Genomic DNA, 24,287 nt, shown 5'->3' on the forward strand with positions numbered 1-24,287 from the left:
CGTGCGGCAGCACGGAGTTAATCGTCGAGGCGCTCTTCTAACTGGCGCACTTCGTAGGTGAGCTTGTCGAGAAACTGCATGCGCCGCATCAGGCGTTCGGCCTGTTCGCGTTGCGCAGCATCGCTCCAGCAAGCTGCGAAGCTGTCGTTCAATTCATCCTGGGCGACCTTCAGGCGCCGCTTGAACGCGGCAATGCCCGGCAGATCGGCGTCGTCCTGCAGATCTTCGAGTTCTTCACGCCACTGCATCTGCTGCATGAGGAAATCGGGATCGTGCACGGTGACCTCCACCGGCAGCTCGCCGCCATTGAGCGCCAGCAGGTAACGCGCGCGCTTGGGCGGACTCTTGAGGGTCTGGTAGGCCTCGTTGAGGCTGGCGGAACGCTCGAGCGCCAGCCGCTGCTCACGCTCGGAGGCATCGGCGAAACGGTCCGGATGAACGGCGCGCGCCAACTCGCGATAGCGCGCGGCCAACTGATCGAGGTCCAGCGTGAAGCTCGGTTGCAGCTCGAACAAGGCGAAATGACAAGGAGTACCCACGAATAGCCTCAGACGTTGAAGCTTTCGCCGCAGCCACACTCACCGCGCACGTTGGGGTTGTTGAACTTGAAGCCCTCGTTCAACCCTTCCTTGACGAAATCCAGCTCGGTGCCATCGAGGTAGGCCAGACTCTTCGGGTCGATGATCACTTTTTCGCCGTGACTCTCGAACACCTGGTCTTCCGCCACCACCTCGTCGACGAACTCCAGCACGTAGGCAAGGCCGGAACAGCCTGTGGTGCGAACACCCAGGCGAATGCCTTCACCCTTGCCGCGCCCGTCGAGGGAGCGTCGCACGTGTCGAGCAGCCGCTTCTGTCATGCTGATAGCCATCGGGGACTCCTTAGCTTTTCGCTCAAATCATCAACGCCGGATCGGTCAGATCAGGCCTTTCTTCTGCTTGTAGTCGCGAACGGCGGCCTTGATGGCGTCTTCGGCGAGAACGGAGCAGTGGATCTTCACCGGCGGCAGGGCCAGTTCTTCGGCCAGCTGAGTGTTCTTGATGGTCTCTGCTTCATCCAGAGTCTTGCCCTTCATCCACTCGGTCGCCAGGGAGCTGGAGGCGATAGCCGAGCCGCAACCGTAGGTCTTGAACTTGGCGTCTTCGATGATGCCCTGCTCGTTGACCTTGATCTGCAGACGCATCACGTCACCACACGCCGGGGCGCCGACCATGCCGGTACCGACATCCGGGTCCTCGGCATTCATCTTGCCGACGTTGCGCGGGTTTTCGTAGTGGTCGATGACCTTTTCACTGTAAGCCATGGTACTTATTCCTCACTCATCAGGGCCGCTCTCGACCCTGCAGCTACGCCAGACATCATTTGCCGCGTCGCTACAGGATCTGTATGTGGCGGCTTCTTTATTTAGTGTGCCGCCCACTCGATCTTCGAGATATCGACGCCATCCTTGAACATGTCCCACAGCGGCGACAGGGCGCGCAGTTTGGTGACCGCCTCGCAGACCTTCTGCGCGGCGTAGTCGATTTCTTCCTCGGTGGTGAAACGGCCGAAGGTGAAGCGGATCGAGCTGTGCGCCAATTCGTCGTTGCGGCCCAGGGCACGCAGTACGTACGACGGTTCCAGCGAAGCCGAGGTGCAGGCCGAACCGGAGGAGACCGCCAGGTCCTTGAGTGCCATGATCAGCGACTCGCCTTCGACGTAGTTGAAGCTCAGGTTCAGGTTGTGCGGTACGCGAGCGGTCAGGCTGCCGTTGACGTACAGTTCTTCCAGGTGCTCGACCTGCTTGAAGAAACGGTCGCTCAGGGCCTTGATACGGACATTCTCGGCAGCCATGTCTTCCTTGGCCACGCGGAAGGCTTCACCCATGCCGACGATCTGGTGGGTCGCCAGGGTGCCTGAGCGCATGCCGCGCTCGTGACCACCGCCATGCATGGTCGCCTCCAGGCGCACACGCGGCTTGCGGCTGACGTACAGCGCGCCGATGCCTTTCGGGCCATAGGTCTTGTGGGCAGAGAAGGACATCAGGTCGACCTTCAGCTTCTGCAGGTCGATCTCGACCTTGCCGGTCGACTGGGCCGCGTCAACGTGGAACAGCACACCGCGCGAGCGGGTCAGCTCGCCAATGGCGGCGATGTCGTTGACGGTGCCGATTTCGTTGTTCACGTGCATAACCGACACCAGGATGGTGTCTTCGCGCAGGGCGGCTTCGACCATGGCGGGGGTGATCAGGCCGTCTTCACCCGGCTCGATGTAGGTGACCTCGAAACCTTCGCGCTCCAGTTGGCGCATGGTGTCAAGGACCGCCTTGTGCTCGATCTTGCTGGTGATCAGGTGCTTGCCCTTGGTGTGGTAGAAATGCGCAACACCCTTGATCGCCAGGTTGTCGGACTCGGTGGCACCGGAAGTCCAGACGATTTCACGCGGGTCGGCGTTGACCAGGTCGGCCACCTGGCGACGGGCGTTTTCCACGGATTCCTCGGCCTTCCAGCCGAACACGTGGGAGCGCGATGCCGGGTTGCCGAAGTTTCCGTCGACCAGCAGGCATTCACTCATCTTTTGCGCGACACGCGGATCAACCGGGGTGGTCGCTGAGTAATCAAGGTAAATCGGCAATTTCATGGACTATCTCCTAAATCAGGCTGGCTGGCGCACCGCTGGCTCTCTGGCTGTCATTCGACGGCGGACGCTTCGATCTTATCCAGGCGCGGCGCCTTGCCATTACAGCGGCGCTGGTCCTGACGCAGGGCAACCTCTTGCACTTCACGGCGAGTGACAAGGTCTGCCAGACTGATGCCACTGAGAAATTCGTGGATCTGCAGGCTGAGGTCGCACCACAGGTGGTGAGTCAGGCAGGTGTCGCCGGAATGGCAATCACCCAGCCCCTGGCATTTGGTGGCGTCGACCGATTCATTCACTGCATCGATCACCTGGGCGACCTGGATTCCCTGCATGTCGCGCGACAGCTGGTAGCCGCCACCCGGACCACGGACGCTGGAAACCAGGTTGCTGCGGCGCAGCTTGGCGAACAGCTGTTCGAGGTAGGACAGGGAGATGCCTTGGCGCTCGGAGATATCGGCCAGGGACACCGGCCCGTGTTGCGCGTGCAACGCCAGGTCAAGCATGGCGGTCACGGCGTATCGGCCTTTTGTAGTCAGTCGCATGGACAATTACCACGGAGTTACGGAATGGGTACGAGTATGCGATTCCCGAGTATTTAAGTCAACTATAAGACCTAGTACTTTAGTCAGGTTTACCCGTAAAAGAGCGCGCGTATGATAGCAAAGTCAGCGCGTAATGGCATCGCGCTAGACCGATGGTTTTCGCGGGAGCGTTCAGATGACGTCCCTGACGATCCCGGAGTCATTCGCGGGCAAGCCCGCGAATGGACCCGAAAGCCCAACACAGGTCAGCCGGCCTTGGCCTCACCCTCGGCCTTCACCTCGGCAAAGCCCTCGCAGTGCAGCTCCGGCAGATCCTTGGCGCAATAGTTGCTGCCCAGATCCTTCAGCGCACCACACATCCCCTCCAGACGCCCATCGACCGCCTGCAGGTGATCGAGCATCTGCCCGATAGCCCGCGCCACCGGGTCCGGCATATCGCCACTCACCCCGTAGGCATCGAAACCGAGCTTCTCGGCCATCGCCTTGCGCTTGGCCTCCTGCTCGTCGTCGGACTTCATGATGATCCGCCCGGGAATACCGACCACCGTGGCACCGGCCGGGACCGCCTTGGTCACCACCGCATTGGAACCGACCTTCGCCCCGGCACCGACCGTGAACGGCCCCAGCACCTTGGCACCGGCACCGACCACCACCCCATCCTCCAGGGTCGGGTGGCGCTTGCCCTTGTTCCAGCTCGTGCCGCCCAGGGTCACGCCCTGATAGATGGTCACGTCATTGCCGATCTCGGCCGTTTCGCCGATCACGATCCCCATGCCGTGGTCGATGAAGAACCGCCGCCCGACCTTGGCACCCGGGTGAATCTCGATGCCGGTCAGCCAACGCCCGAAGTTCGACACCACCCGCGCCAGCAGCTTCCAGTTGCGCACCCACAACCCGTGACTCAGGCGATGCAGCCAGATGGCATGCATGCCCGGGTAGCAGGTCAGCACCTCAAAGGCATTGCGCGCCGCCGGGTCACGATGGAATACGCTCTGGATATCTTCACGCAAACGCTCGAACATCATCATTCCTTCCGCTTAAGGAGCTCGCCACGGGCCGCTTTCTGGGTTTCCGTGAGGATGCCACGCAAAATATTCATTTCCACCCGACTGATCGAGCTACGACCATACAGCCGGCGCAGGCGCGCCATCAGGTGCCGGGGCTTCTGCGGATCGAGGAACTCGATAGCCACCAGCGTCTGCTCCAGATGCTCGTAGAAGCGCTCCAGCTCATCCATGGTAACCAGTTCGTCACCCACATCATCCTTCTCGACCTTGTGCGGCTGACCTTCCAGCACCAGCCAGGCCATGCGCACCTCATAACTCAACACCTGCACCGCGGCCGCCAGGTTCAGCGAGCTGAAGCCGGGATCCGACGGGATATGCACGTGGTAATGACATCGCTGCAGTTCATCGTTGGTCAGGCCGGAATCCTCGCGACCGAACACCAGGGCGATCTGCGCCCCCTGCGCCGCCTCCTCGACCACCTTCACTCCGCATTCGCGCGGTTCCAGCATCGGCCAGGGCAGGCTGCGGTCACGGGCACTGGTGCCCAGCACCAGGGTGCAGCCGGCCAGGGCCTGCTCCAAGGTAGCGACGACTTCGGCGTTTTCAAGGATATCGGTGGCCCCGGAGGCCCGGGCGTCGGCTTCGGCGGAAGGAAAAACCCGCGGCTCGACCAGCACCAGACGCGACAGCCCCATGTTCTTCATGGCTCGTGCAGCCCCACCGATATTGCCCGGATGACTGGTATTGACCAGGACGATACGAATATTTTGCAGCACGACGAAGCGCTCTCGGACAAGGCAAAGGGGAGCAAATCTTACAGAAGCACTGGGGTTTGCGCCACGAAACCGAATGTCGTCCTTCACCGGCAAGACTTTTCTGTTAGAATGTTCGGCTTTCTTTAACACTCTAGGTGAAATGTCCATGCAGCCCATGCTGAATATCGCGCTGCGCGCCGCCCGCGCCGCCAGTGAATTGATCTTCCGCTCCATCGAGCGCCTGGATAGCATCAAGGTCGACGAAAAAGACGCCAAGGACTACGTGTCCGAGGTCGATCGTGCCGCCGAGCAGAAAATCATCGACGCGCTGCGCAAGGCGTATCCGACCCACGCCATCCGCGGCGAAGAAACCGGCTTCCACGCCGGCAGCGGCGAAGGCGAAGACTACCTGTGGATCATCGACCCACTCGATGGCACCACCAACTTCCTGCGTGGCATTCCACACTTCTCGGTCAGCATTGCCTGCAAATACCGTGGCCGTCTGGAGCACGCCGTGGTCCTGGACCCGGTTCGCCAGGAAGAATTCACCGCCAGCCGTGGCCGTGGCGCCCAACTGAACGGCCGCCGCCTGCGCGTCAGCCCGCGTACCAGCCTCGACGGCGCCCTGCTGGGCACCGGCTTCCCGTTCCGTGACGACCAGATGGACAACCTGGACAACTACCTGGGCATGTTCCGCGCCCTGGTCGGCCAGACCGCCGGCATCCGCCGCGCCGGTTCCGCCGCCCTGGACCTGGCCTACGTGGCCGCCGGTCGTTTCGATGCCTTCTGGGAGTCGGGCCTGTCCGAATGGGACATGGCAGCCGGCGCCCTGCTGATCCAGGAAGCGGGCGGCCTGGTGAGCGACTTCACCGGCGGCCACGACTTCCTCGAAAAAGGCCATATCGTCGCCGGCAACACCAAGTGCTTCAAGGCTGTACTGACAGCCATCCAGCCGCACCTGCCGGCTTCGCTGAAGCGCTAAGACGCCAGAACGAAAAAAGCACCCCGAGGGGTGCTTTTTTTGTGCCTGCGATTACTGACCTGGCTGCGCCGGAGCCTGGCTCAGAATCAGCCGACCGTCCTTGTCCACCGGGATCTGGTTGCCCGGATCACGGTCCATGCGTACCCGACCTTCCTTGCCGTCGAGCTGGTAACGCACGTCGTAGCCGACGATCTTGTCACTGATATCATTGACCGTGTTGCAGCGGGTCTGAGTCGTGGTGTAAGTGTCACGCTCCTGCATGCCCTCCTGCACCTTGTTCCCCGCATAACCGCCACCCACGGCACCGACCACGGTCGCCAGGGTCTTGCCACGACCATTGCCCACCAGGCTGCCGAGCAGGCCGCCGCCGACCGCACCGATCGCGGTACCGGCCAGACGGTGCTCGTCCTGCACCGGTTTCTGCCGGGTCACGGCAACATCCTTACAGACTTCGCGTGGCGTCTTCACCTGGGTTTTCACCGGCTCGACCGCCAACACTTGCGCATACTCAGGGCCGCTCTTCACCATGCTGTAGGTCGCAACAGCACCTCCGGCGGTGACACCGACAGCACCCAGCACAGCACCCACCAGCAACGACTTGTTCACGTGAACCTCCTGACCATCACAAGCGGAACCTTTCCGCATCTCTCCTAGCCTTGGAGCATGAAAAAAGGCGCGAGTTCAATACTCGCGCCTTTCAGGGCGACAGCCGGAGGGAGGACGGACGTCAAGGACGGTCGTCGATTTCCTTCTGGGTGTTGGCCGGAGGAATCAGGTCCTCGCTGCTCAGGTTCAGCCAGATCAGCACCACGTTGGCGATGTAGATCGACGAGTAGGTGCCCGCCAGAACACCGACGAACAGCGCCACGGAGAAGCCGTGCAGGTTGTCGCCACCGAAGAACAGCAGGGCCGCGATCGCCAGCAGGGTGGAGATCGAGGTTGCCATGGTCCGCAGCAGGGTCTGAGTGGTCGAGATGTTGATGTTCTCGATCAGGCTGGCCTTGCGCAGTACCCGGAAGTTCTCCCGAACCCGGTCGAATACCACGATGGTGTCGTTGAGCGAGTAGCCGATGATCGCCAGTACCGCCGCCAGCACCGTCAGGTCGAAGGTGATCTGGAAGAACGACAGGATACCCACGGTCACCACCACATCGTGCACCAGCGAGACGATGGCACCGACCGCGAACTTCCACTGGAAGCGGAAGGCCAGGTAGATCAGGATGCCACCCAGCGCCATCAGCATGCCGAGGCCGCCCTGGTCGCGCAGTTCCTCACCCACCTGCGGACCGACGAACTCGACACGCTTGACCTGTGCCGGGTTGTCGCCGCCGACCTTCTGCAGCGCCTCGGCCACCTGGTGACCCAGTTGCGGGTCTTCACCCGGCATGCGCACCAGCAGGTCGGTGGTCGCACCGAAGCTCTGCACGATCGCCTCGTGATAACCGGCGTCGCCCAGTTGCGCACGGACCTTGGTCACGTCCGCCGGACGCTCGTAGGTCAGCTCGATCAGCGTACCGCCGGTAAAGTCCAGACCGTAGTTCAAGCCCTTGTGGAACCAGCTGAACAACGCCAGGGCGGTGAGGAGCACAGTGACGCCGAACGCAACGTTGCGGACGCCCATGAAATTGATTGTACGTAACATGGCAGCCCCTTAAATCCACAACTTCTTGAAGTCACGACCGCCGAAGATCAGGTTGACCATCGCGCGGGTCACCATGATGGCCGTGAACATCGAGGTAAAGATCCCGAGGGACATGGTTACCGCGAAGCCCTTGACCGGACCGGTGCCCATGGCGAACAGGATACCGCCCACCAGCAGGCTGGTCAGGTTGGCGTCGACGATCGCCGTATAGGCACGGTTGAAGCCTTCGTTGATCGCCCGCTGAACGGTCATGCCCGCGGCGATCTCTTCGCGGATCCGCGAGAAGATCAGCACGTTGGCGTCCACCGCCATACCCATGGTCAACACGATACCGGCGATACCCGGCAGGGTCAGCGTCGCCCCCAGCAGGGACATCAGCGCCAGCAGCACGACCATGTTGAAGGCCAGCGCCACGGTGGCGATGATGCCGAAGAAGCGGTAGATCGCGATGATGAACAGCGAGACGAACAGCATGCCCCACAGCGACGCATCGATACCCTTGGTGATGTTGTCGGCACCCAGGCTCGGGCCGATGGTACGTTCTTCAGCGAAGTACATCGGCGCGGCCAGACCACCGGCACGCAGCAGCAGGGCCAGTTCCGACGACTCGCCCTGGCCGTTCAGGCCGGTGATACGGAACTGCGAGCCCAGCGGCGACTGGATGGTCGCCAGGCTGATGATCTTCTTGTCTTCCTTGAAGCCCTGTACCGCGACTTCCTTCTCGACGCCGTCGACCACCTGCTTGGTGTAGGTGGTGACCGGACGCTGCTCGATGAAGATCACCGCCATCTGGCGACCGACGTTGGTGCGCGTGGCACGACTCATCAGCTCGCCACCATGGCTGTCCAGGTGGATGTTCACTTCCGGGCTGCCGTGCTCGCCGAAACCGGCCTTGGCATCGGTCACCTGGTCACCGGTGATGATCAGGCCACGCTCGATCAGCGCAGGCGGACGCTTGCCCTCACGGAATTCGAATTCCTCGGAGGTCGCCTTCGACGCGCCCGGCTCGGCGGCCAGGCGGAACTCGAGGCTGGCGGTCTTGCCGAGGATCCGCTTGGCTTCCGCGGTGTCCTGCACGCCCGGCAGCTCGACCACGATGCGGTTGGCGCCCTGGCGCTGTACCAGCGGCTCGGCTACGCCCAGCTCGTTGACGCGGTTACGTACCGTGGTCAGGTTCTGCTTGATGGAGTATTCGCGAATTTCCGCCAGCTTGGCCGGGGTCATCGCCAGACGCAGTACCGGCTGGCCATTCAGGTCGGCGGGAACAATGTCGAAATCGTTGAAACCCTTGCGAATCAGGGCACGGGCCTGCTCGCGGGTATCGTTGTCGGTGAAGCCCAGCTGAATGGCACCATTGAGCTGTGGCAGGCTGCGGTAACGGACACGCTCCTTGCGCAGCAGGCTCTTGACGTCGCCTTCATAGACTTTCAGACGGGCGTCGACAGCCTTGTCCATGTCCACTTCCAGCAGGAAGTGCACACCACCGGACAGGTCCAGACCCAGCTTCATCGGGTGCGCGCCGAGGTTGCGCAGCCACTGCGGGGTGGTCTGGGCCAGGTTGAGCGCCACCACGTAATCGTCGCCGAGCGCCTTGCGCACGACATCCTTGGCTGGCAACTGGTCTTCCTGCTTGCTCAGGCGCAGCAGGCCATCCTTGCCGTTGGCGGCCAGGGTAGCGGCCTTGACGTTGATACCGGCATCGGTGAGCGCCTTGCTCGCCCGATCCAGATCGGCCTGGTTGACCTGCAGCGCCGTGCTGGCACCACTGACCTGGATAGCCGGATCGTCAGGGTAGAGATTGGGAGCGGAATAAATAAAACCGATCGCCAGTACCACCACGATCAGTACGTATTTCCACAGAGGGTATTTGTTCAGCATCACGCCGCCCGCTTATGACGCGGGGCGCCTTGCGCGCCCCGTCGATTGTTGAATATTGAAACTCAGATCGCTTTCAGTGTGCCTTTAGGCAGAGTGGCCGCGACGGCACCCTTCTGGAACTTCATTTCGACGGTATCGGAAATCTCCAGGACCACGAACTCGTCGGTCACCTTGACGATCTTGCCGGCGATACCACCGGTGGTCACCACTTCGTCGCCCTTGGCCAGGCTGCTCAGCAGGTTCTTCTGTTCCTTGGCACGCTTGGCCTGCGGGCGCCAGATCATCAGGTAGAAGATGACCAGGAAGCCGACCAGGAAAATCCACTCGAAGCCGCCCGCAGGACCAGCGGCAGCAGCAGGGGCCGCGCCGTCGGCGAACGCGTTAGAGATGAAAAAGCTCATTTAGCACTCCAGTTGCAAGAATACGATTCTGAAAAGTCAGTCCAAGGGCGGTACGGGAAGCCCGCGCTTGGCGTAGAAGGCATCGACAAAGGCGGCCAATGTACCCTGTTGAATAGCCTCGCGCAAACCAGCCATCAGGCGCTGGTAATGCCGCAAGTTATGGATGGTATTCAACATACTCCCGAGCATTTCGCCGCACTTGTCCAAATGATGCAGATAAGCACGGGAGAAGTTCTGGCAGGTGTAGCAATCGCAGGTCGGATCCAGCGGCGAATCATCATGGCGATGGAACGCGTTACGGATCTTCAGCACACCGGTGTCGACGAACAGATGCCCATTGCGGGCATTACGGGTTGGCATCACGCAATCGAACATGTCCACCCCGCGGCGCACACCCTCCACCAGATCTTCCGGCTTGCCAACGCCCATAAGGTAACGAGGTTTGTCAGCAGGCATCCGCCCTGGCAGGTAGTCCAGCACCTTGATCATCTCGTGCTTGGGCTCGCCCACCGACAGGCCGCCGATGGCCAGGCCGTCAAAGCCGATCTTCTCCAGACCTTCCAGGGAGCGCATGCGCAGGTTCTCATGCATGCCGCCCTGGACGATGCCGAACAGCGCCGCGGTGTTATCGCCATGGGCGTTCTTCGAACGCTGGGCCCAGCGCAGCGACAGCTCCATCGACACCCGGGCGACGTCCTCATCGGCCGGATACGGCGTGCATTCGTCGAAGATCATCACGATGTCCGAGCCCAGGTCGCGCTGCACCTGCATCGACTCTTCCGGGCCCATGAACACCTTGGCGCCGTCGACCGGCGAGGCGAAGGTCACGCCCTCCTCCTTGATCTTGCGCATGGCGCCCAGGCTGAACACCTGGAACCCCCCCGAGTCGGTGAGGATCGGGCCCTTCCACTGCATGAAATCGTGCAGGTCGCCATGCGCCTTGATCACCTCGGTGCCCGGGCGCAGCCACAGGTGGAAGGTGTTGCCGAGGATGATCTCGGCGCCGGTGGCGACGATATCCCGAGGCAGCATGCCCTTGACCGTGCCGTAGGTGCCCACCGGCATGAAGGCCGGGGTCTCGACGGTGCCGCGCGGGAACGTCAGGCGACCGCGGCGGGCCTTGCCATCGGTGGCCAGCAACTCGAACGACATACGACAGGTACGACTCATGCTTGATCCTCGGGTGCCGATGCCTGGGGTCCGGTCGGCGCGGGGTTGCGGGTGATGAACATGGCATCACCGTAACTGAAGAAGCGGTAACCGTTGTCCACGGCGGCCTGGTAGGCGGCCATGGTTTGCGGGTAACCGGCGAAGGCCGAAACCAGCATCAGCAGCGTGGATTCGGGCAGATGGAAGTTGGTGACCAGGGCGTCGACCACATGGAACGGCCGACCCGGGTAGATGAAGATGTCGGTATCGCCGCTGAACGGCTTGAGCACGCCATCGCGGGCGGCGCTTTCCAGCGAACGTACGCTGGTGGTGCCCACGGCGACCACCCGGCCACCACGGGCGCGGCAGGCGGCTACGGCATCCACCACATCCTGGCCGACTTCCAGCCATTCGCTGTGCATGTGGTGGTCTTCGATACGCTCCACCCGCACCGGCTGGAAAGTCCCGGCCCCGACGTGCAGGGTGACGAACGCGGTCTCGACGCCCTTGGCGGCGATCGCCTCCAGCAGCGGCTGGTCGAAATGCAGGCCGGCGGTCGGCGCGGCGACGGCGCCCAGGCGCTCGGCATAGACCGTCTGGTAGCGCTCGCGGTCGGCGCCCTCGTCAGGACGGTCTATATAAGGAGGCAACGGCATGTGGCCGACCCGCTCCAGCAGCGGCAGCACTTCCTCGGCGAAGCCCAGTTCGAACAGCGCGTCATGCCGGGCCAGCATCTCGGCCTCGCCACCACCGTCGATCAGGATCTTCGAGCCGGGCTTGGGCGACTTGCTGGAGCGCACGTGGGCCAGCACGCGATGGCTGTCGAGTACCCGCTCCACCAGGATCTCCAGCTTGCCGCCGGAGGCCTTCTGGCCGAACAGACGGGCCGGAATCACCCGGGTGTTGTTGAACACCATCAGGTCGCCCGGGTGCAGATACTCGAGCAGATCGGTGAATTGACGATGAGCCAGGGCACCGCTGGGCCCATCGAGGGTCAGCAGGCGGCTGTGGCGACGCTCGGCCAGCGGATGGCGAGCGATCAGGGAATCGGGGAGTTCGAAAGTAAAGTCAGCGACGCGCATGATGGGGGTTCGTCCAGCAGGGCCGGAAAGTTTAGCGGAATTCGCCAAAATTGACCATGAAAGGCAATTGACCAACGGTAGTCGCGTCTCTATACTTCGCCGCCATTGAGCCCTGATGGCGGAATTGGTAGACGCGGCGGATTCAAAATCCGTTTTCGAGAGGAGTGGGAGTTCGAGTCTCCCTCGGGGCACCAAGATTGAAAAAGACCTTGAATATCAAGGTCTTTTTTTTCGTCTGCAGAAAAGTCACCTGCCATGGCCACCGCGCTCGGCGGAGGAAAACGCCTCATGGAATCGCAACTGGAAACCGTCGCCCTGTTTGCCCTCAAGCTGGCCCACGAACGTGACGGCGGGAGCCCGCTTTTGCGGGATGACGTGGCGATGGGCGAGTACCAGAAGGACGTGTTCGAGCTGCTGGTGCGCCAGGGCGACGTCGAGGCGATCCAAGGCAAGCTCAATGCCTGCGTGGCCGTCGCGATGGACGCCGTGGGCGGGACGGACAAGCCCCTGGGGCGTGAACTGCGGCGACTGGCCGATGACTGCAACCAGGTACGGACCACCGCAGACATGAAGGCACCGCTTGGCTTGCTGAAGGATTACCTGAAAGACATTCAGTGACAAGCCTCACACGCCCCCTGTAGGAGCAGAGCTTGCTCGCGAAGAACGATAACGCGGTGAGCCTGCCGACACCCACCACAAAATCGCTACTTTCTGAGCCATCCAAACCTAAGCGCGGCGCAACATCCCCTGCGTAAGATCATCGATCACCGCCTTCCCCATCTCCCCCAGGTAATGCGCCGCCCAGGCATACCGCTCGCCGTCCTTTGCATCCAATGCCGCATCGAGCGACAACGCCTTGGCGCACTGCAACAACAGGGAAGCATGCTCCATGGCCTCCAGGATCGGCACATCGGCATTGACGCGGAACAGCTCGCGACCTTGGGAGCCGCAGGTGGAAAAGGTGACGGCACCGAGGGTTTTGATGGGGAATGGGGTCATTGGGCACCTCCGGCGAATGCCTGGGTGCTGGGGGTAACAACGGCAACAATCGACTGACGAGAAACGTTCATACGCTTGGCTCCTATATGAGAGAGCTACCACGTTCGTTTCCAGGCGAATGGGTGGCAGCTGTACGCAGGCTGGAAACCGGGGCAATAGGAAAACCCGGCAGACCCGAAGGCCTCCCGCGCACAGCCGCCATTACACGCAGATATTGACACAAAAAAGCGCCAGCAGTCGTGAAGGATGGTGGCGCCTATGCGCCTATTGCTCCACAGGTTTCCAGGCCTGATCGCTGAATTTTCAACGATATTCCGAGCATAGCGGGATACGCGGAGTGCCTCAAAAAGCGTTTGAAGCGAAATATTTCAGGGTAAAAAATCGTCACCTCTGCAGTGCCCTTCACCCCGAAACCACCGCAATCATGACGAATCTATAATCGCTCTATAATTCACTGTAATTCGCCCTGAGCAGAGGCATCGTCGATGCCCGAGAGTCGGTCATTACCGATATTCTGCGCGAAGTGAATCTACTGGCAGGACTCGACTGAAAGAATTTTTCATTAAACCCGCCCCGGCCGAAGCCAGGGCGGGCCACCTCAACGACCCTTACCGCTGGTCATCAAAGTGATCCCGTAGAAACTCATACAGGCGATAAGCCCGAAATGCGTTCACTACGAGGCTCCAGGTACGTCGCAGGATCTTTGACATACATTGGCCCTCCAGAGTGGGCCAAACCTCCAGCGTACTTACCGGAACACGTACGCCTTCGGGTCCACGCGAGGACTCGGTGAGGCGGCCGGGCTGATGGCCCCCTGAATGAATCCGGCACGGGTTACCAAGCCGTGTCAGGGGGACCTGAATGCGCGCGCGGGCCTGGCCGCCTCAGCAATGTTTTTCGCGCGAGAGCACCGACATCGTACCCGAGCATCAACCGTCAGATGTTTCTATCAGCTGCTTTCCTGGACAACTTTCAATCAAAACATTTCAGCCCCATCCCTCGACATAAAGGGCGTTGCACAGTCTCATCAGACTGGTTAGGATTAGGCCGTCCACGCGAGGACTCTGTGAAGCGAGCAAATCAGCCCTATGGCCGGATTTGCAAAAAAACCGCCCTACTAAGGCGGTTTTTTTTCGCCTCGTTTCCAGGTATCGGCCATAAGCATGGCCCGCCGTACACGTCGGCAACCTTCCTGACATTCCGACGCCCACACTGGACCCGATAATGGCGCTTCAGTAGCATGCCCCTCTTCCAATCCGCCAGCCAGGGATGCTCAATGCCGGTTCTTGCCTCCACCCCTTCACGCCTGTTGGCCACCACGACCCTGCTGCTATCAGCCCTGCTGGCCGGCTGCAGTGTCAACGGCACCTACCCGGATGCCACGGAACCGGACGCCGCGAAGCTGCGTTTCGTCGCCAACACCTCGAACGCCACCCTCGACTACTTCGACGCCGAGCACTGCGACGGGCAAACCACCGGAATCCTCAACAACATGCTGATGGGAGACACCAAGCGTCGCGCCGGCATGCTCAGCACACCACCGAAGGACGCCCGGGGCTACCTGGAAATCAAGCTCAAGCCCGGCCAGGAAACCCTGTTGCGGGTCAACACCCACGAGGGCTATTCGGTCTGTGGCAACGGCATCAACTTCAAGCCCGAGGCCAATGCCGAATACGAGCTGACCTTCGACTCCGGCAAGGGTCAATGCCGTACCCGCCTGCAACGGGTCCGGATCATCGACGGAAAGGAACAACGTACGCCTGTGCTGCACCTGGGCAAGGGCCTGCCCGCCTGTGCCGGACGCAATCCGATATTCCCCAAGCCGCCGGTGGCCCTGCCGGACACGCCACACCGCCTGGAACTGATGAACCGGATCATCGACAGCAGCCTGATCCCGAGCATGCTGCCCTCCCCGGAAGATGCCAGCAAGACACCGCTGGCGATGGCCAAGGTCGACAATCTGATCGCCGAGCGCAAGGCCAAGCTGGGTTTCACCCTGCCGGACGACTACTGGGCCCTGTATCGCCAGAACCTCCAGGCCTTCGACGCCGAATCCGCACAGCGCAAGGCACTGACCCTGCAGCGCTACAAGGATGAGTACCTGTCGCGCCTGCGCCCGTTGAAGGATGCGGAGCTGGAAGAGTGGGCCAAGCCGGAAGACAAGTCGGCCAAACCGACCAACAAGGCCGCGTTCGAACAGTACAAGTCGATGACGCTCTACTACTTCGAGGCCGGCAAGCAAGTGACGCTGGAGATCATCGAGCATCACCTGGACCGGATGGCGCAGATGGACCAGCGTTACGGGGTGTGCGAGCGCTACAGCGAATGCTGGAGAAGCTTCTGACGAGACACGTCGCGGCCCATCCGGACAACGACTGGGTGGGCCATTTCGATCGGCTGACGCCCCCTGGCCAATCCCCGCCCCGGCAACGGTCGATACCGGCGCCGGGCCACGAAGCCCCAACCCATTGCAGGGGCTGCCCGCCCCCTGTGCCCATGACACCCGCCTGAAACGCCCCCTTCTATACTCAATGGCAGTCGCGGAAAGAACCGTGCAAGTCGCTTTGGTGCCGATAAAGCCGGGGCGCCATGGCAATCTGGACTTTATGCCCTGAAGAGGTGCGGCAAAGACCGCACCGGGCCAAAAAGATGCCCGCTCAGGGTGCCTGGCCACCGGACATGCCACGATGCCGTGACGTGGTGTGAATGCCGCAGCCGACACTTTCGGACAGCCGACGACCTCGTGGCATGTCCGTAGCCGTGAGGATTGCCGTATGCCTGATGAGACGTTGCACCTGCCCCTGGTCAACCGCCTGCTGGAACGCCACAAGAGCTCCCCGGGCGCGCTGCTGCCGATTCTTCATGAAATCCAGGAAGGCATCGGCTATATCCCCGATGTCGCCATCCCCGAAATCGCTCATGCCCTGAACCAGAGCCAGGCCGAGATCCGTGGGGTGATCAGCTTCTATCATGACTTCCGTACCGCCCCCCCGGCCCGGCACATACTGCGCCTGTGCCGGGCGGAATCCTGCCAGAGCCGTGGTGCCGAACAGCTCGCGGCACAGCTGCGCGAGCGCCTGCAACTGGACGACCACGGCAGCAGCGCCGACGGGCGCATCAGCCTGCGTCCAGTGTACTGCCTGGGCGCCTGTGCCTGTTCACCGGCCCTGGAGTTCGATGGCCAGGTGCACGCACGGCTCAACGCCGAGCGCCTGGATGCGCTGCTCGATAGCTGCCGGGAGGACGCATGATGCCCAACCTCTACCTACCCGCCGACTCCCTGGCCCGCGCTGTCGGCGCCGATGAAACCGCCGCAGCCATCACGGCCCGTGCCAGTGCAGGCAATCTGCAGTTGGATCTGCAGCGCACCAGCTCGCGCGGCCTTTACTGGCTGGAGCCGCTGCTGGAAATCGACAGCCCGCAGGGCCGCCTCGGCTTCGGCCCCGTGACCGCCGCCGATGTCCCCTCACTGCTCGACGCACTACAGGGCGAACCGTCGGCCCACCCCCTGGCCCTCGGGCTGGTGGAAGAATTGCCTTATCTGAAAAGCCAGCAGCGCCTGCTGTTCGCCCGCGCCGGTATCACCCGTCCTCTGTCGGTGGAAGACTACCGGGCCCACGGTGGCTTCGAAGGGCTGGCCCGGGCCATCGCCATCGGCGGTGAACAGACCGCTACCGCCGTGTTCGATTCAGGCCTGCGCGGCCGCGGTGGCGCAGCCTTCCCCGCCGGGATCAAATGGCGCACGGTCCGCGCTGCCCAGGCAACGCAGAAGTACGTGGTGTGCAACGCCGACGAAGGCGACTCCGGTACCTTCGCCGACCGCATGCTGATGGAAGGCGACCCCTTCCTGTTGATCGAGGGCATGACCATCGCCGGCCTCGCGGTCGGTGCCAGCCAGGGCTACCTCTATGTCCGCTCGGAATATCCACAGGCGGTGTCGACACTGCGCCAGGCGCTGGACATCGCCCGCGAGGCCGGCTACCTCGGTGCCGATGTACTCGGTAGCGGCCAGGCCTTCGACCTCGAGGTCCGGGTCGGCGCCGGCGCCTATATCTGCGGCGAGGAAACCGCCCTGCTCGACTCCCTCGAAGGCAAGCGCGGCATCGTCCGCGCCAAGCCTCCCATCCCGGCGCTGCGTGGACTGTTCGGCCAGCCGACGCTGGTGCACAACGTGCTCACCCTGGCGTCGGTCCCGCTGATTCTGGCCAAGGGCGCACAGTTCTACCGCGACTACGGGATGGGTCGTTCCCTGGGCACCCTGCCTTTCCAACTGGCCGGCAATGTCCGTCATGGCGGCCTGGTCGAGCGGGCCTTTGGCCTGACGCTGCGCGAACTGGTGGAAGGCTACGGTGGCGGTACCGCCACTGGCCGGCCGCTGAAGGCGGCCCAGGTAGGCGGCCCCCTTGGCGCCTGGGTACCCCCGGAACAGTTCGATACACCGCTGGACTACGAAGCCTTCGCCGCCATCGGCGCAATGCTCGGTCACGGTGGTGTGGTGGTGGCGGACGACAGCCTGGACATGGCCCGCATGGCGCGCTTCGCCCTGCAATTCTGCGCCGAGGAATCCTGTGGCAAGTGCACACCCTGCCGCATCGGCTCGACGCGCGGCGTGGAAGTGATCGATCGGCTGCTGGCAGCCCCCGACCAGGGAGGCCGCGATGAACAGGCGATCATCCTCAAGGACCTGTGCGACACCCTGCAATACGGTTCGCTGTGCGCATTGGGCGGCATGACCTCCTATCCGGTGGCCAGCGCCCTCAAGTATTTCCCCGCCGACTTCGGTCTGCAGCCCTCGGAGGCCGATCAATGATCACTCTCTTCGATCCGAAAACCGATATGGACCTGGGCACCCCGGCCCGCGACAGCCAGGTGCAGGTCACCCTGAACATCGACGGCCAGAGCATCAGCGTGCCCGAAGGCACCTCGGTGATGCGCGCGGCGGCCATGCTCGGCACCAGCATTCCCAAGCTGTGTGCCACCGACAGCCTGGAACCCTTCGGCTCCTGCCGCCTGTGCCTGGTGGAGATCGACGGCATGCGCGGCTACCCGGCGTCCTGCACGACGCCCGTCAGCGAGGGCATGGTGGTCCATACCCAGACGCCGAAACTCGCGACACTGCGCCGCAACGTCATGGAACTGTACATCTCCGACCACCCACTGGACTGCCTGACCTGCTCGGCCAACGGCAACTGCGAACTGCAGACCGTCGCCGGCCAGGTCGGCCTGCGGGAAGTGCGCTACGGCTATCAAGGTGACAACCACCTGGCCGACACGAAGGACACCTCCAACCCCTATTTCGACTACGATCCGAGCAAGTGCATCGTCTGCAACCGTTGTGTACGCGCCTGTGAAGAAACCCAGGGTACCTTCGCCCTGACCATCACCGGGCGCGGCTTCGAATCGCGGGTCGCCGCCGCCGGCGGCGAAAATTTCCTCGACTCGGAATGCGTGTCCTGCGGCGCCTGCGTGCAGGCCTGCCCCACTGCGACCCTGATGGAAAAAAGCGTGGTCGAACTGGGCCAGCCCGAGCATGCCGTCATCACCACCTGCGCCTACTGCGGCGTCGGCTGCTCGTTCCGCGCCGAGATGAAGGGCGACCAACTGGTGCGCATGGTTCCCGACAAGAACGGCCAGGCCAACCACGGCCACTCTTGTGTCAAGGGACGCTTTGCCTGGGGCTACGCCACCCACCCGGATCGCATCACCAAACCGATGATCCGCAAGCACATCGACGACCCCTGGCAGGAGGTCAGCTGGGATGAGGCGGTCACCTACGCCGCCAGCGAGTTCCGCCGCCTGCAACACAAATATGGTCGCGACGCCATCGGCGGCATCACCTCCAGTCGCTGCACCAACGAAGAAACCTACCTGGTGCAGAAACTGGTACGGGCCGCCTTCGGCAACAATAACGTCGACACCTGCGCACGCGTCTGCCATTCGCCCACCGGTTATGGTCTGAAGCAGACCCTGGGCGAGTCGGCGGGGACCCAGAGCTTCGACTCGGTGATGCAGGCCGACGTCATCCTCGTCATGGGGGCCAACCCCAGCGACGCCCACCCGGTGTTCGCCTCCCAGCTCAAGCGCAGCCTGCGCCAGGGTGCCCGGCTGATCGTCATCGATCCCCGGCGTATCGACCTGGTGGACTCCGTGCATGCGCGTGCCGAACTGCACCTGGCCCTGCGCCCAGGCACCAACGTCGCCATGCTCAATGCGCTGGCCCATGTCATCGTCACCGAGGGTCTGCTCGACCAGGACTTCATCGACGCCCGTTGCGAAGGCGCTGATTTCACCCGCTGGAAAGAGTTCGTCAGCCGCGCGGAAAACTCGCCGGACGTGCTCGGGGTCATCTGCGGCGTGGCTGCCGACGACATCCGCGCCGCCGCCCGCCTCTACGCCAACGCCGACAACGCGGCCATCTACTACGGCCTGGGCGTGACCGAACACAGCCAGGGCAGCACCTCGGTCATGGGCATCGCCAACCTGGCCATGGCCACCGGCAACATCGGCCGCGAGGGCGTCGGCGTGAACCCGCTGCGCGGGCAGAACAACGTGCAGGGTTCCTGCGACATGGGCTCCTTCCCCCATGAGCTGCCCGGTTACCGGCATATCTCCAACGCAGCGGTGCGCAGCCAGTTCGAACAGGCCTGGAACGTCACCTTGCAACCCGATCCGGGCCTGCGCATCCCCAACATGTTCGAGTCTGCCCTGGCCGGCCACTTCAAGGGCCTGTACTGCCAAGGCGAGGACATCGCCCAGAGCGACCCGAATACCCAGCACGTCACCGCAGCGCTGTCGGCCATGGAATGCGTGGTGGTGCAGGACATCTTCCTCAACGAAACCGCCAAGTTCGCCCACGTGTTCCTGCCGGGCAGTTCGTTCCTGGAAAAGGACGGCACCTTCACCAACGCCGAGCGCCGCATCTCGCGGGTGCGCAAGGTCATGGAACCGCTGGGAGGCAAGGCCGACTGGGAAGGCACCGTGGCCCTGGCCAATGCCCTGGGTTACCCGATGAACTATCAGCACCCGTCGCAGATCATGGATGAAATCGCCAGCCTGACGCCGACCTTCACTCACGTCAGCTATGCGGCCCTGGAACGCCACGGCAGCCTGCAATGGCCGTGCAACGACGCGGCACCGAACGGCACACCGACCATGCACATCGAAGAATTCGTGCGTGGCAAGGGGCGCTTCATGATCACCGGCTACGTGCCCACCGAGGAAAAGGTCAACAGCCGCTACCCGCTGCTGCTGACCACCGGCCGCATCCTCAGCCAGTACAACGTCGGCGCCCAGACCCGGCGCACCGAAAACGTCGCCTGGCATGATGAGGACCGCCTGGAAATCCACCCCACCGATGCCGAGAGCCGGGGCATCAGCGAAGGCGACTGGGTCGGCATCGGCAGTCGTGCAGGCCAGACCGTGCTGCGGGCACGGGTGACCGAGCGGGTTGCCCCGGGGGTGGTGTACACCACCTTCCACTTCCCGGAGTCGGGAGCCAACGTCATCACCACCGACAACTCCGACTGGGCCACCAACTGCCCGGAATACAAGGTCACTGCCGTCGAGGTCAGCCGCGTCTACCAGCCTTCGGAATGGCAGAAACGCTACCAGGCGTTCAGCGACGAGCAGCAGCGCCTGCTGGAGGAACGCCGCCAGGCACGCGAAACCGGAACCCGAGCGGAGGTCCGCCGATGAGCACCGACAACCTGATCAAGATGGCCAACCAGATCGCCCAGTACTTCTCCAGCGAACCGGATCCGCAACAGGCCGTGCTCGGCGTGCGCAATCACCTGCAGATGTTCTGGACACCCGGCATGCGCAAGGAATTGCTTGCCTGGCAGATCGAGCACGCGGGTGCTGAGCTGCATCCGCTGGCGCGGGCAGCGGTCAGTGGGGCGGGTTGGGAGGCCTAGGAAGGCACTGGCCCCCTGGCCTGTGAGAGCAGGCCAGGGAGCATTCCACAAGATTACATCTCGGCATCAGCCTGCAACGGGCTAGCAGCCTGGACGCGGCGGGCCTCATCGCTGGCGGCATGATCGAGACGAATGCGCGCGGCCTGTCGCGACTCGCGCAACTGCCGTTTCAGCGTTCGCAACGGCGGCGCATAAAGAAAGCCGAACGACACACTGTTCTCACGCCCCTTCACCGCATGATGCAGCAGGTGCGCCTGATACAGGCGCTTGAGGTAACGATTGCGTGGTCGCGGCCGAAACGGCCAGTAGCGATGCACGATGCCGTCATGCACCACCACATAGATGATCCCGAAGGCTGCCACACCGGCACCGATCCACTGCAAGGGATCATGCCCGCTGTTCCCCGCCACGATCAGGCTCACAGCCACCGCCGCCAACACCAGCAGATAGATATCGTTGGTCTCGAAAGCCCCCAGGTGTTCCTCATGGTGCGAGCGGTGCAGGAACCAGCCCCAGCCGTGCATGACGTACCGGTGCGCCAGGTAGCCGACACCTTCCATCGCGACGAGGGTGCAGAGGAACAGGGCAAGGTGGGTCATCATGGAACGCCGTCGACTCGCAGGAACATCGGAATGCAAAGCGGGTGAGAAGCCGCCAGCATACCTTGCCGGAGACGAAAATCGAGCGCTGGAACGACGAGCGCTCAGATCTGCGCCTGCACCACCTCGATCCCCAACCGTCGATAGGCCTCGACATCGTCCATCAGATGCTGCTCGGTAATCATCGTCTGCAACCGCGCACAAGGTCCCACTACAAAAGGCTCCACCGCACCGAGCTTGTCCGCCGTGGTGACGGCCACCACATGGGAGGCGCTGTCGAGCAGCGCCTGCTTCACCGCCAGTTCCTCGTAGCGCGCACAGCTGATGCCGACTTGCGGATGAATCGCGCAGACGCCGGTAAACAGCAGGTCCGCCTTGATCCCCTGGATCAGCCGCACCGCCTCATGGCCGTCGACCGCCATGGTGGTGGGGTTCAGCGTGCCACCGGCAAGAATCACCGTGACGCCCTGATGCTCGGCCAGGGTCATGGCAATCATCGGCGAACAGGTGACGGCGGTGATGGACAGGCCCGCCGGCAATGACTGGGCGATCTGCAAGGTGGTACTGCCGGAATCGAACAGGACGATCTGCCCCTCCTCGATCCGTCGCACCGCCAATTGGGCCAGATGCCGTTTCACCTCGTTGGTCTCGGCGATCCGGGTGAAGTAGTCCTTGCCGGTGTCCTTGGGCCGGGGCAAGGCACCGCCATGCACCCGTTGCAACAGGCCGGCCTGGGACAGTTCGGCCAAGTCCCGGCGGATGGTGTCTTCCGACACCGCGAAATGCTGACTCAATTCCGAAGCCATGACCTTGCCGTCGCGCTCCAGCAACAGCAGGATCTTCTGCCGCCGCACAGGGGGCAATTCGGAGGAGGAATGGTGGTTTTGCATGACTTCGCCTGACTATGCATGTTTATGCCGAATTCAACAGAACTATATATCAGCGCCCCATTCGATCAAGCAAAAACACGACAACGACGGCGCAGGCACTCACACCAGGAGAAAGCCAATCACATGGCAATCCCTGCAGCATTTACCGGATACGGCAGCCAATATCGTCATTACTTTCAGCATCTGTACCATTTGGCTGTCGGAAACCTCCGAATCAGTGCCTAATTTGCCCTCGAACCCGCGTAATACTTGAGCCCCCCATCTTCGGGATTTAATATCCACGCCGCTTATGTCGAGCACTCAGTACCGGTTGCAGACCTGATCCACTCAGGGCCCCGCTGAGAAGAAAAACTAGAGAAGGTGAAGCAATGACGGGTGAAAACCTGACACCGGGTTTGCTCAAGCGCGGCTTGAAAAACCGCCATATCCAGCTGATTTCCCTGGGTGGGGCGATTGGTACCGGGCTGTTCCTCGGCTCCGCCGGGGTGCTTAAGTCGGCGGGCCCGGCAATGATCCTGGGCTACGCGATCTGCGGTTTCATCGCTTTCCTGATCATGCGCCAACTGGGCGAGATGATCGTCGAGGAACCGGTCGCCGGCTCCTTCAGCCACTTCGCCCACAAGTACTGGGGCGGTTACGCGGGCTTTCTCTGTGGCTGGAACTACTGGGTGCTCTACGTGCTGGTGGGCATGGCCGAACTCACCGCAGTGGGCAAGTACGTGCAGTTCTGGTGGCCCGAAATCCCGTCCTGGGTCAGCGCGGCAGTGTTCTTCGTACTGGTCAACCTGATCAACCTGACCAACGTGAAGACCTTCGGTGAAGCCGAGTTCTGGTTCGCGATCATCAAGGTGGTGGCCATCGTCGGCATGATCGCCCTTGGCGGCTACCTGCTGGTCAGCGGCGCCGGCGGCCCGCAGGCCACGGTCAGCAACCTGTGGAGCCATGGCGGTTTCTTCCCCAACGGCGTCAGCGGCCTGCTGATGGCGCTGTGTTTCATCATGTTCTCCTTCGGTGGCCTGGAGTTGGTGGGCATCACCGCCGCCGAGGCCAGCGAGCCGCGCAAGGTGATCCCCAAGGCGATCAACCAGGTGGTCCTGCGCATCCTGATCTTCTACGTCGGCGCACTGACCGTACTGCTGTCGCTGTATCCGTGGGACCAACTGCTGGTCACCCTCGGCGCTTCCGGCGACGCCTACAGCGGCAGCCCGTTCGTGCAGATCTTCGCCCTGATCGGCAGCGATACCGCGGCGCAGATCCTCAACGTGGTGGTCCTGACCGCCGCCCTGTCGGTGTACAACAGCGGCGTGTACTGCAACAGCCGCATGCTGTTCGGCCTGGCCGAGCAAGGCGATGCGCCGAAGTCGCTGCTGAAGCTGAACAAGCAGGGCGTGCCGGTTCGTGCCATCGGTGTCTCGGCGCTGGTCACCCTGCTCTGCGTGGTGGTCAACTACGTCGCCCCCCATGAAGCGCTGGAGCTGCTGATGGCGCTGGTGGTCGCGTCGCTGATCATCAACTGGATCGTGATCAGCCTGACCCACCTGAAATTCCGCAAGGCCATGGAGCAACAGGGCGTGGTGCCTGGCTTCAAGGCGTTCTGGACGCCGCTGAGCAACTACCTGTGCCTGGCCTTCGTCGCGCTGATCCTCGGCGTGATGCTGATGATCCCGGGCATCGCCGTGTCGGTCTACGTGATGCCGGTGTGGGTACTGTTCATCTACGGGCTGTACCGCCTGCGGGTGGCGAAGGGCTCGCCGCGCACGGCCTGATCATCTGCCTGAAGAACAAGGGGACCACACGGTCCCCTTTTTTGATCGTGCCCAGCCGGCGGC

The 24,287-nt window shown here is 62.6% G+C and carries 24 protein-coding genes and 1 tRNA gene; 9 read left to right on the forward strand and 16 right to left on the reverse strand.

The annotated features are described in order from the left end of the window. Nucleotides 1-17: 17 nt before the first annotated feature. The 7 genes from hscB to trmJ form a co-directional block, all read right to left on the reverse strand. Entirely contained in the window at nucleotides 18-539 is a 522-nt protein-coding gene (gene hscB, locus ACM62G_RS06395) for a co-chaperone HscB (RefSeq protein ID WP_054057277.1), read from the reverse strand. An 8-nt stretch (nucleotides 540-547) separates the two neighbouring features. Continuing rightward, nucleotides 548-871: an iron-sulfur cluster assembly protein IscA gene (gene iscA / locus ACM62G_RS06400; protein ID WP_017904917.1), complete on the reverse strand. Its 324-nt coding sequence runs from the start codon at nucleotides 869-871 to the stop codon at nucleotides 548-550. A gap of 45 nt (nucleotides 872-916) precedes the next feature. After that, nucleotides 917-1,303, reverse strand: a complete 387-nt coding sequence (iscU, locus tag ACM62G_RS06405; protein ID WP_007929523.1) for a Fe-S cluster assembly scaffold IscU — start codon at nucleotides 1,301-1,303, stop codon at nucleotides 917-919. Nucleotides 1,304-1,404: 101 nt separating this feature from the next. Further along, nucleotides 1,405-2,619: an IscS subfamily cysteine desulfurase gene (locus tag ACM62G_RS06410; RefSeq protein WP_054057278.1), complete on the reverse strand. Its 1,215-nt coding sequence runs from the start codon at nucleotides 2,617-2,619 to the stop codon at nucleotides 1,405-1,407. Between the two features lie 50 nt (nucleotides 2,620-2,669). Beyond that, nucleotides 2,670-3,161 (reverse strand): Fe-S cluster assembly transcriptional regulator IscR, encoded by a 492-nt coding sequence (gene iscR, locus ACM62G_RS06415; protein ID WP_054057279.1) that lies wholly within the window; start codon nucleotides 3,159-3,161, stop codon nucleotides 2,670-2,672. 245 nt (nucleotides 3,162-3,406) lie between these two features. Continuing rightward, the gene (cysE, locus tag ACM62G_RS06420; RefSeq protein ID WP_054061892.1) at nucleotides 3,407-4,183 is read right to left on the reverse strand and encodes a serine O-acetyltransferase; all 777 of its coding nucleotides are present in this window, start codon (nucleotides 4,181-4,183) and stop codon (nucleotides 3,407-3,409) included. A gap of 2 nt (nucleotides 4,184-4,185) precedes the next feature. Continuing rightward, the gene (trmJ, locus tag ACM62G_RS06425) at nucleotides 4,186-4,944 is read right to left on the reverse strand and encodes a tRNA (cytosine(32)/uridine(32)-2'-O)-methyltransferase TrmJ (protein WP_419736878.1); all 759 of its coding nucleotides are present in this window, start codon (nucleotides 4,942-4,944) and stop codon (nucleotides 4,186-4,188) included. A 145-nt stretch (nucleotides 4,945-5,089) separates the two neighbouring features. On the opposite strand from trmJ, the gene suhB reads away from it, so the two are divergent. After that, nucleotides 5,090-5,905, forward strand: a complete 816-nt coding sequence (suhB, locus tag ACM62G_RS06430) for an inositol-phosphate phosphatase (protein WP_017904912.1) — start codon at nucleotides 5,090-5,092, stop codon at nucleotides 5,903-5,905. A gap of 51 nt (nucleotides 5,906-5,956) precedes the next feature. Here the strand turns inward: suhB and ACM62G_RS06435 are convergent, their stop codons facing one another. From ACM62G_RS06435 to queA, 6 genes are all read right to left on the reverse strand, one after another. Next, nucleotides 5,957-6,511, reverse strand: a complete 555-nt coding sequence (locus tag ACM62G_RS06435; protein ID WP_054057282.1) for a glycine zipper 2TM domain-containing protein — start codon at nucleotides 6,509-6,511, stop codon at nucleotides 5,957-5,959. Between the two features lie 121 nt (nucleotides 6,512-6,632). Beyond that, nucleotides 6,633-7,547 carry a protein translocase subunit SecF gene (secF, locus tag ACM62G_RS06440; protein WP_054057283.1) on the reverse strand — a complete coding sequence of 305 codons (915 nt, stop codon included), beginning with the start codon at nucleotides 7,545-7,547 and terminating at the stop codon, nucleotides 6,633-6,635. 9 nt (nucleotides 7,548-7,556) lie between these two features. Next, entirely contained in the window at nucleotides 7,557-9,425 is a 1,869-nt protein-coding gene (gene secD, locus ACM62G_RS06445; protein ID WP_419736879.1) for a protein translocase subunit SecD, read from the reverse strand. Between the two features lie 62 nt (nucleotides 9,426-9,487). Beyond that, nucleotides 9,488-9,826, reverse strand: coding sequence for a preprotein translocase subunit YajC (gene yajC, locus ACM62G_RS06450; RefSeq protein WP_054057285.1), 339 nt, complete (start codon nucleotides 9,824-9,826; stop codon nucleotides 9,488-9,490). A gap of 36 nt (nucleotides 9,827-9,862) precedes the next feature. Then, nucleotides 9,863-10,978 carry a tRNA guanosine(34) transglycosylase Tgt gene (gene tgt / locus ACM62G_RS06455; RefSeq protein ID WP_192842668.1) on the reverse strand — a complete coding sequence of 372 codons (1,116 nt, stop codon included), beginning with the start codon at nucleotides 10,976-10,978 and terminating at the stop codon, nucleotides 9,863-9,865. A gap of 14 nt (nucleotides 10,979-10,992) precedes the next feature. Beyond that, on the reverse strand, nucleotides 10,993-12,057 hold the full coding sequence (gene queA / locus ACM62G_RS06460; RefSeq protein ID WP_419736880.1) for a tRNA preQ1(34) S-adenosylmethionine ribosyltransferase-isomerase QueA: 1,065 nt from the start codon (nucleotides 12,055-12,057) through the stop codon (nucleotides 10,993-10,995). A 109-nt stretch (nucleotides 12,058-12,166) separates the two neighbouring features. On the opposite strand from queA, the gene ACM62G_RS06465 reads away from it, so the two are divergent. Both ACM62G_RS06465 and ACM62G_RS06470 read left to right on the forward strand, forming a co-directional pair. Continuing rightward, nucleotides 12,167-12,251: transfer RNA gene (locus ACM62G_RS06465), tRNA-Leu, on the forward strand. 94 nt (nucleotides 12,252-12,345) lie between these two features. Then, a complete protein-coding gene (locus ACM62G_RS06470) occupies nucleotides 12,346-12,675 on the forward strand; it encodes a hypothetical protein (RefSeq protein ID WP_419736881.1) in 330 nt (109 codons plus the stop codon). Nucleotides 12,676-12,783: 108 nt separating this feature from the next. On the opposite strand, the gene ACM62G_RS06475 is transcribed toward ACM62G_RS06470, so the two are convergent. Continuing rightward, a complete protein-coding gene (locus tag ACM62G_RS06475; RefSeq protein WP_419736882.1) occupies nucleotides 12,784-13,056 on the reverse strand; it encodes a DUF3077 domain-containing protein in 273 nt (90 codons plus the stop codon). Between the two features lie 1,276 nt (nucleotides 13,057-14,332). Here ACM62G_RS06475 and ACM62G_RS06480 point away from each other — a divergent pair. The 5 genes from ACM62G_RS06480 to ACM62G_RS06500 all read left to right on the forward strand — a co-directional run bounded on the left by ACM62G_RS06480 (nucleotide 14,333) and on the right by ACM62G_RS06500 (nucleotide 20,969). Further along, entirely contained in the window at nucleotides 14,333-15,400 is a 1,068-nt protein-coding gene (locus ACM62G_RS06480) for a hypothetical protein (protein ID WP_419736883.1), read from the forward strand. A gap of 430 nt (nucleotides 15,401-15,830) precedes the next feature. Further along, complete coding sequence (locus ACM62G_RS06485) at nucleotides 15,831-16,307, forward strand: formate dehydrogenase subunit gamma (RefSeq protein ID WP_419736884.1); 477 nt, start codon at nucleotides 15,831-15,833, stop codon at nucleotides 16,305-16,307. Further along, a complete protein-coding gene (locus tag ACM62G_RS06490; RefSeq protein WP_273825543.1) occupies nucleotides 16,304-17,866 on the forward strand; it encodes a formate dehydrogenase beta subunit in 1,563 nt (520 codons plus the stop codon). Before ACM62G_RS06485 ends, ACM62G_RS06490 begins: the two co-directional genes overlap by 4 nt. Continuing rightward, nucleotides 17,863-20,751, forward strand: coding sequence for a formate dehydrogenase subunit alpha (fdhF, locus tag ACM62G_RS06495; protein ID WP_054057294.1), 2,889 nt, complete (start codon nucleotides 17,863-17,865; stop codon nucleotides 20,749-20,751). The genes ACM62G_RS06490 and fdhF overlap by 4 nt, the downstream gene beginning before the upstream one ends. Then, the gene (locus ACM62G_RS06500; protein ID WP_419736885.1) at nucleotides 20,748-20,969 is read left to right on the forward strand and encodes a formate dehydrogenase subunit delta; all 222 of its coding nucleotides are present in this window, start codon (nucleotides 20,748-20,750) and stop codon (nucleotides 20,967-20,969) included. The genes fdhF and ACM62G_RS06500 overlap by 4 nt, the downstream gene beginning before the upstream one ends. Nucleotides 20,970-21,022: 53 nt before the next feature. Here ACM62G_RS06500 and ACM62G_RS06505 read toward each other — a convergent pair whose 3' ends face one another. Together ACM62G_RS06505 and ACM62G_RS06510 are read right to left on the reverse strand one after the other, a co-directional pair. Beyond that, entirely contained in the window at nucleotides 21,023-21,571 is a 549-nt protein-coding gene (locus ACM62G_RS06505) for a sterol desaturase family protein (RefSeq protein ID WP_054057295.1), read from the reverse strand. 101 nt (nucleotides 21,572-21,672) lie between these two features. Further along, nucleotides 21,673-22,458, reverse strand: coding sequence for a DeoR/GlpR family DNA-binding transcription regulator (locus ACM62G_RS06510; RefSeq protein WP_419736886.1), 786 nt, complete (start codon nucleotides 22,456-22,458; stop codon nucleotides 21,673-21,675). A 368-nt stretch (nucleotides 22,459-22,826) separates the two neighbouring features. Here ACM62G_RS06510 and ACM62G_RS06515 point away from each other — a divergent pair, with 368 nt between their 5' ends. Continuing rightward, a complete protein-coding gene (locus tag ACM62G_RS06515; protein WP_054057297.1) occupies nucleotides 22,827-24,224 on the forward strand; it encodes an amino acid permease in 1,398 nt (465 codons plus the stop codon). The last annotated feature ends 63 nt before the right edge of the window (nucleotides 24,225-24,287 follow it).

The sequence above is a fragment of the Pseudomonas sp. COR18 genome (genome assembly GCF_048568395.1).
Taxonomy (GTDB): Bacteria; Pseudomonadota; Gammaproteobacteria; order Pseudomonadales; family Pseudomonadaceae; genus Aquipseudomonas; species Aquipseudomonas fuscovaginae_B.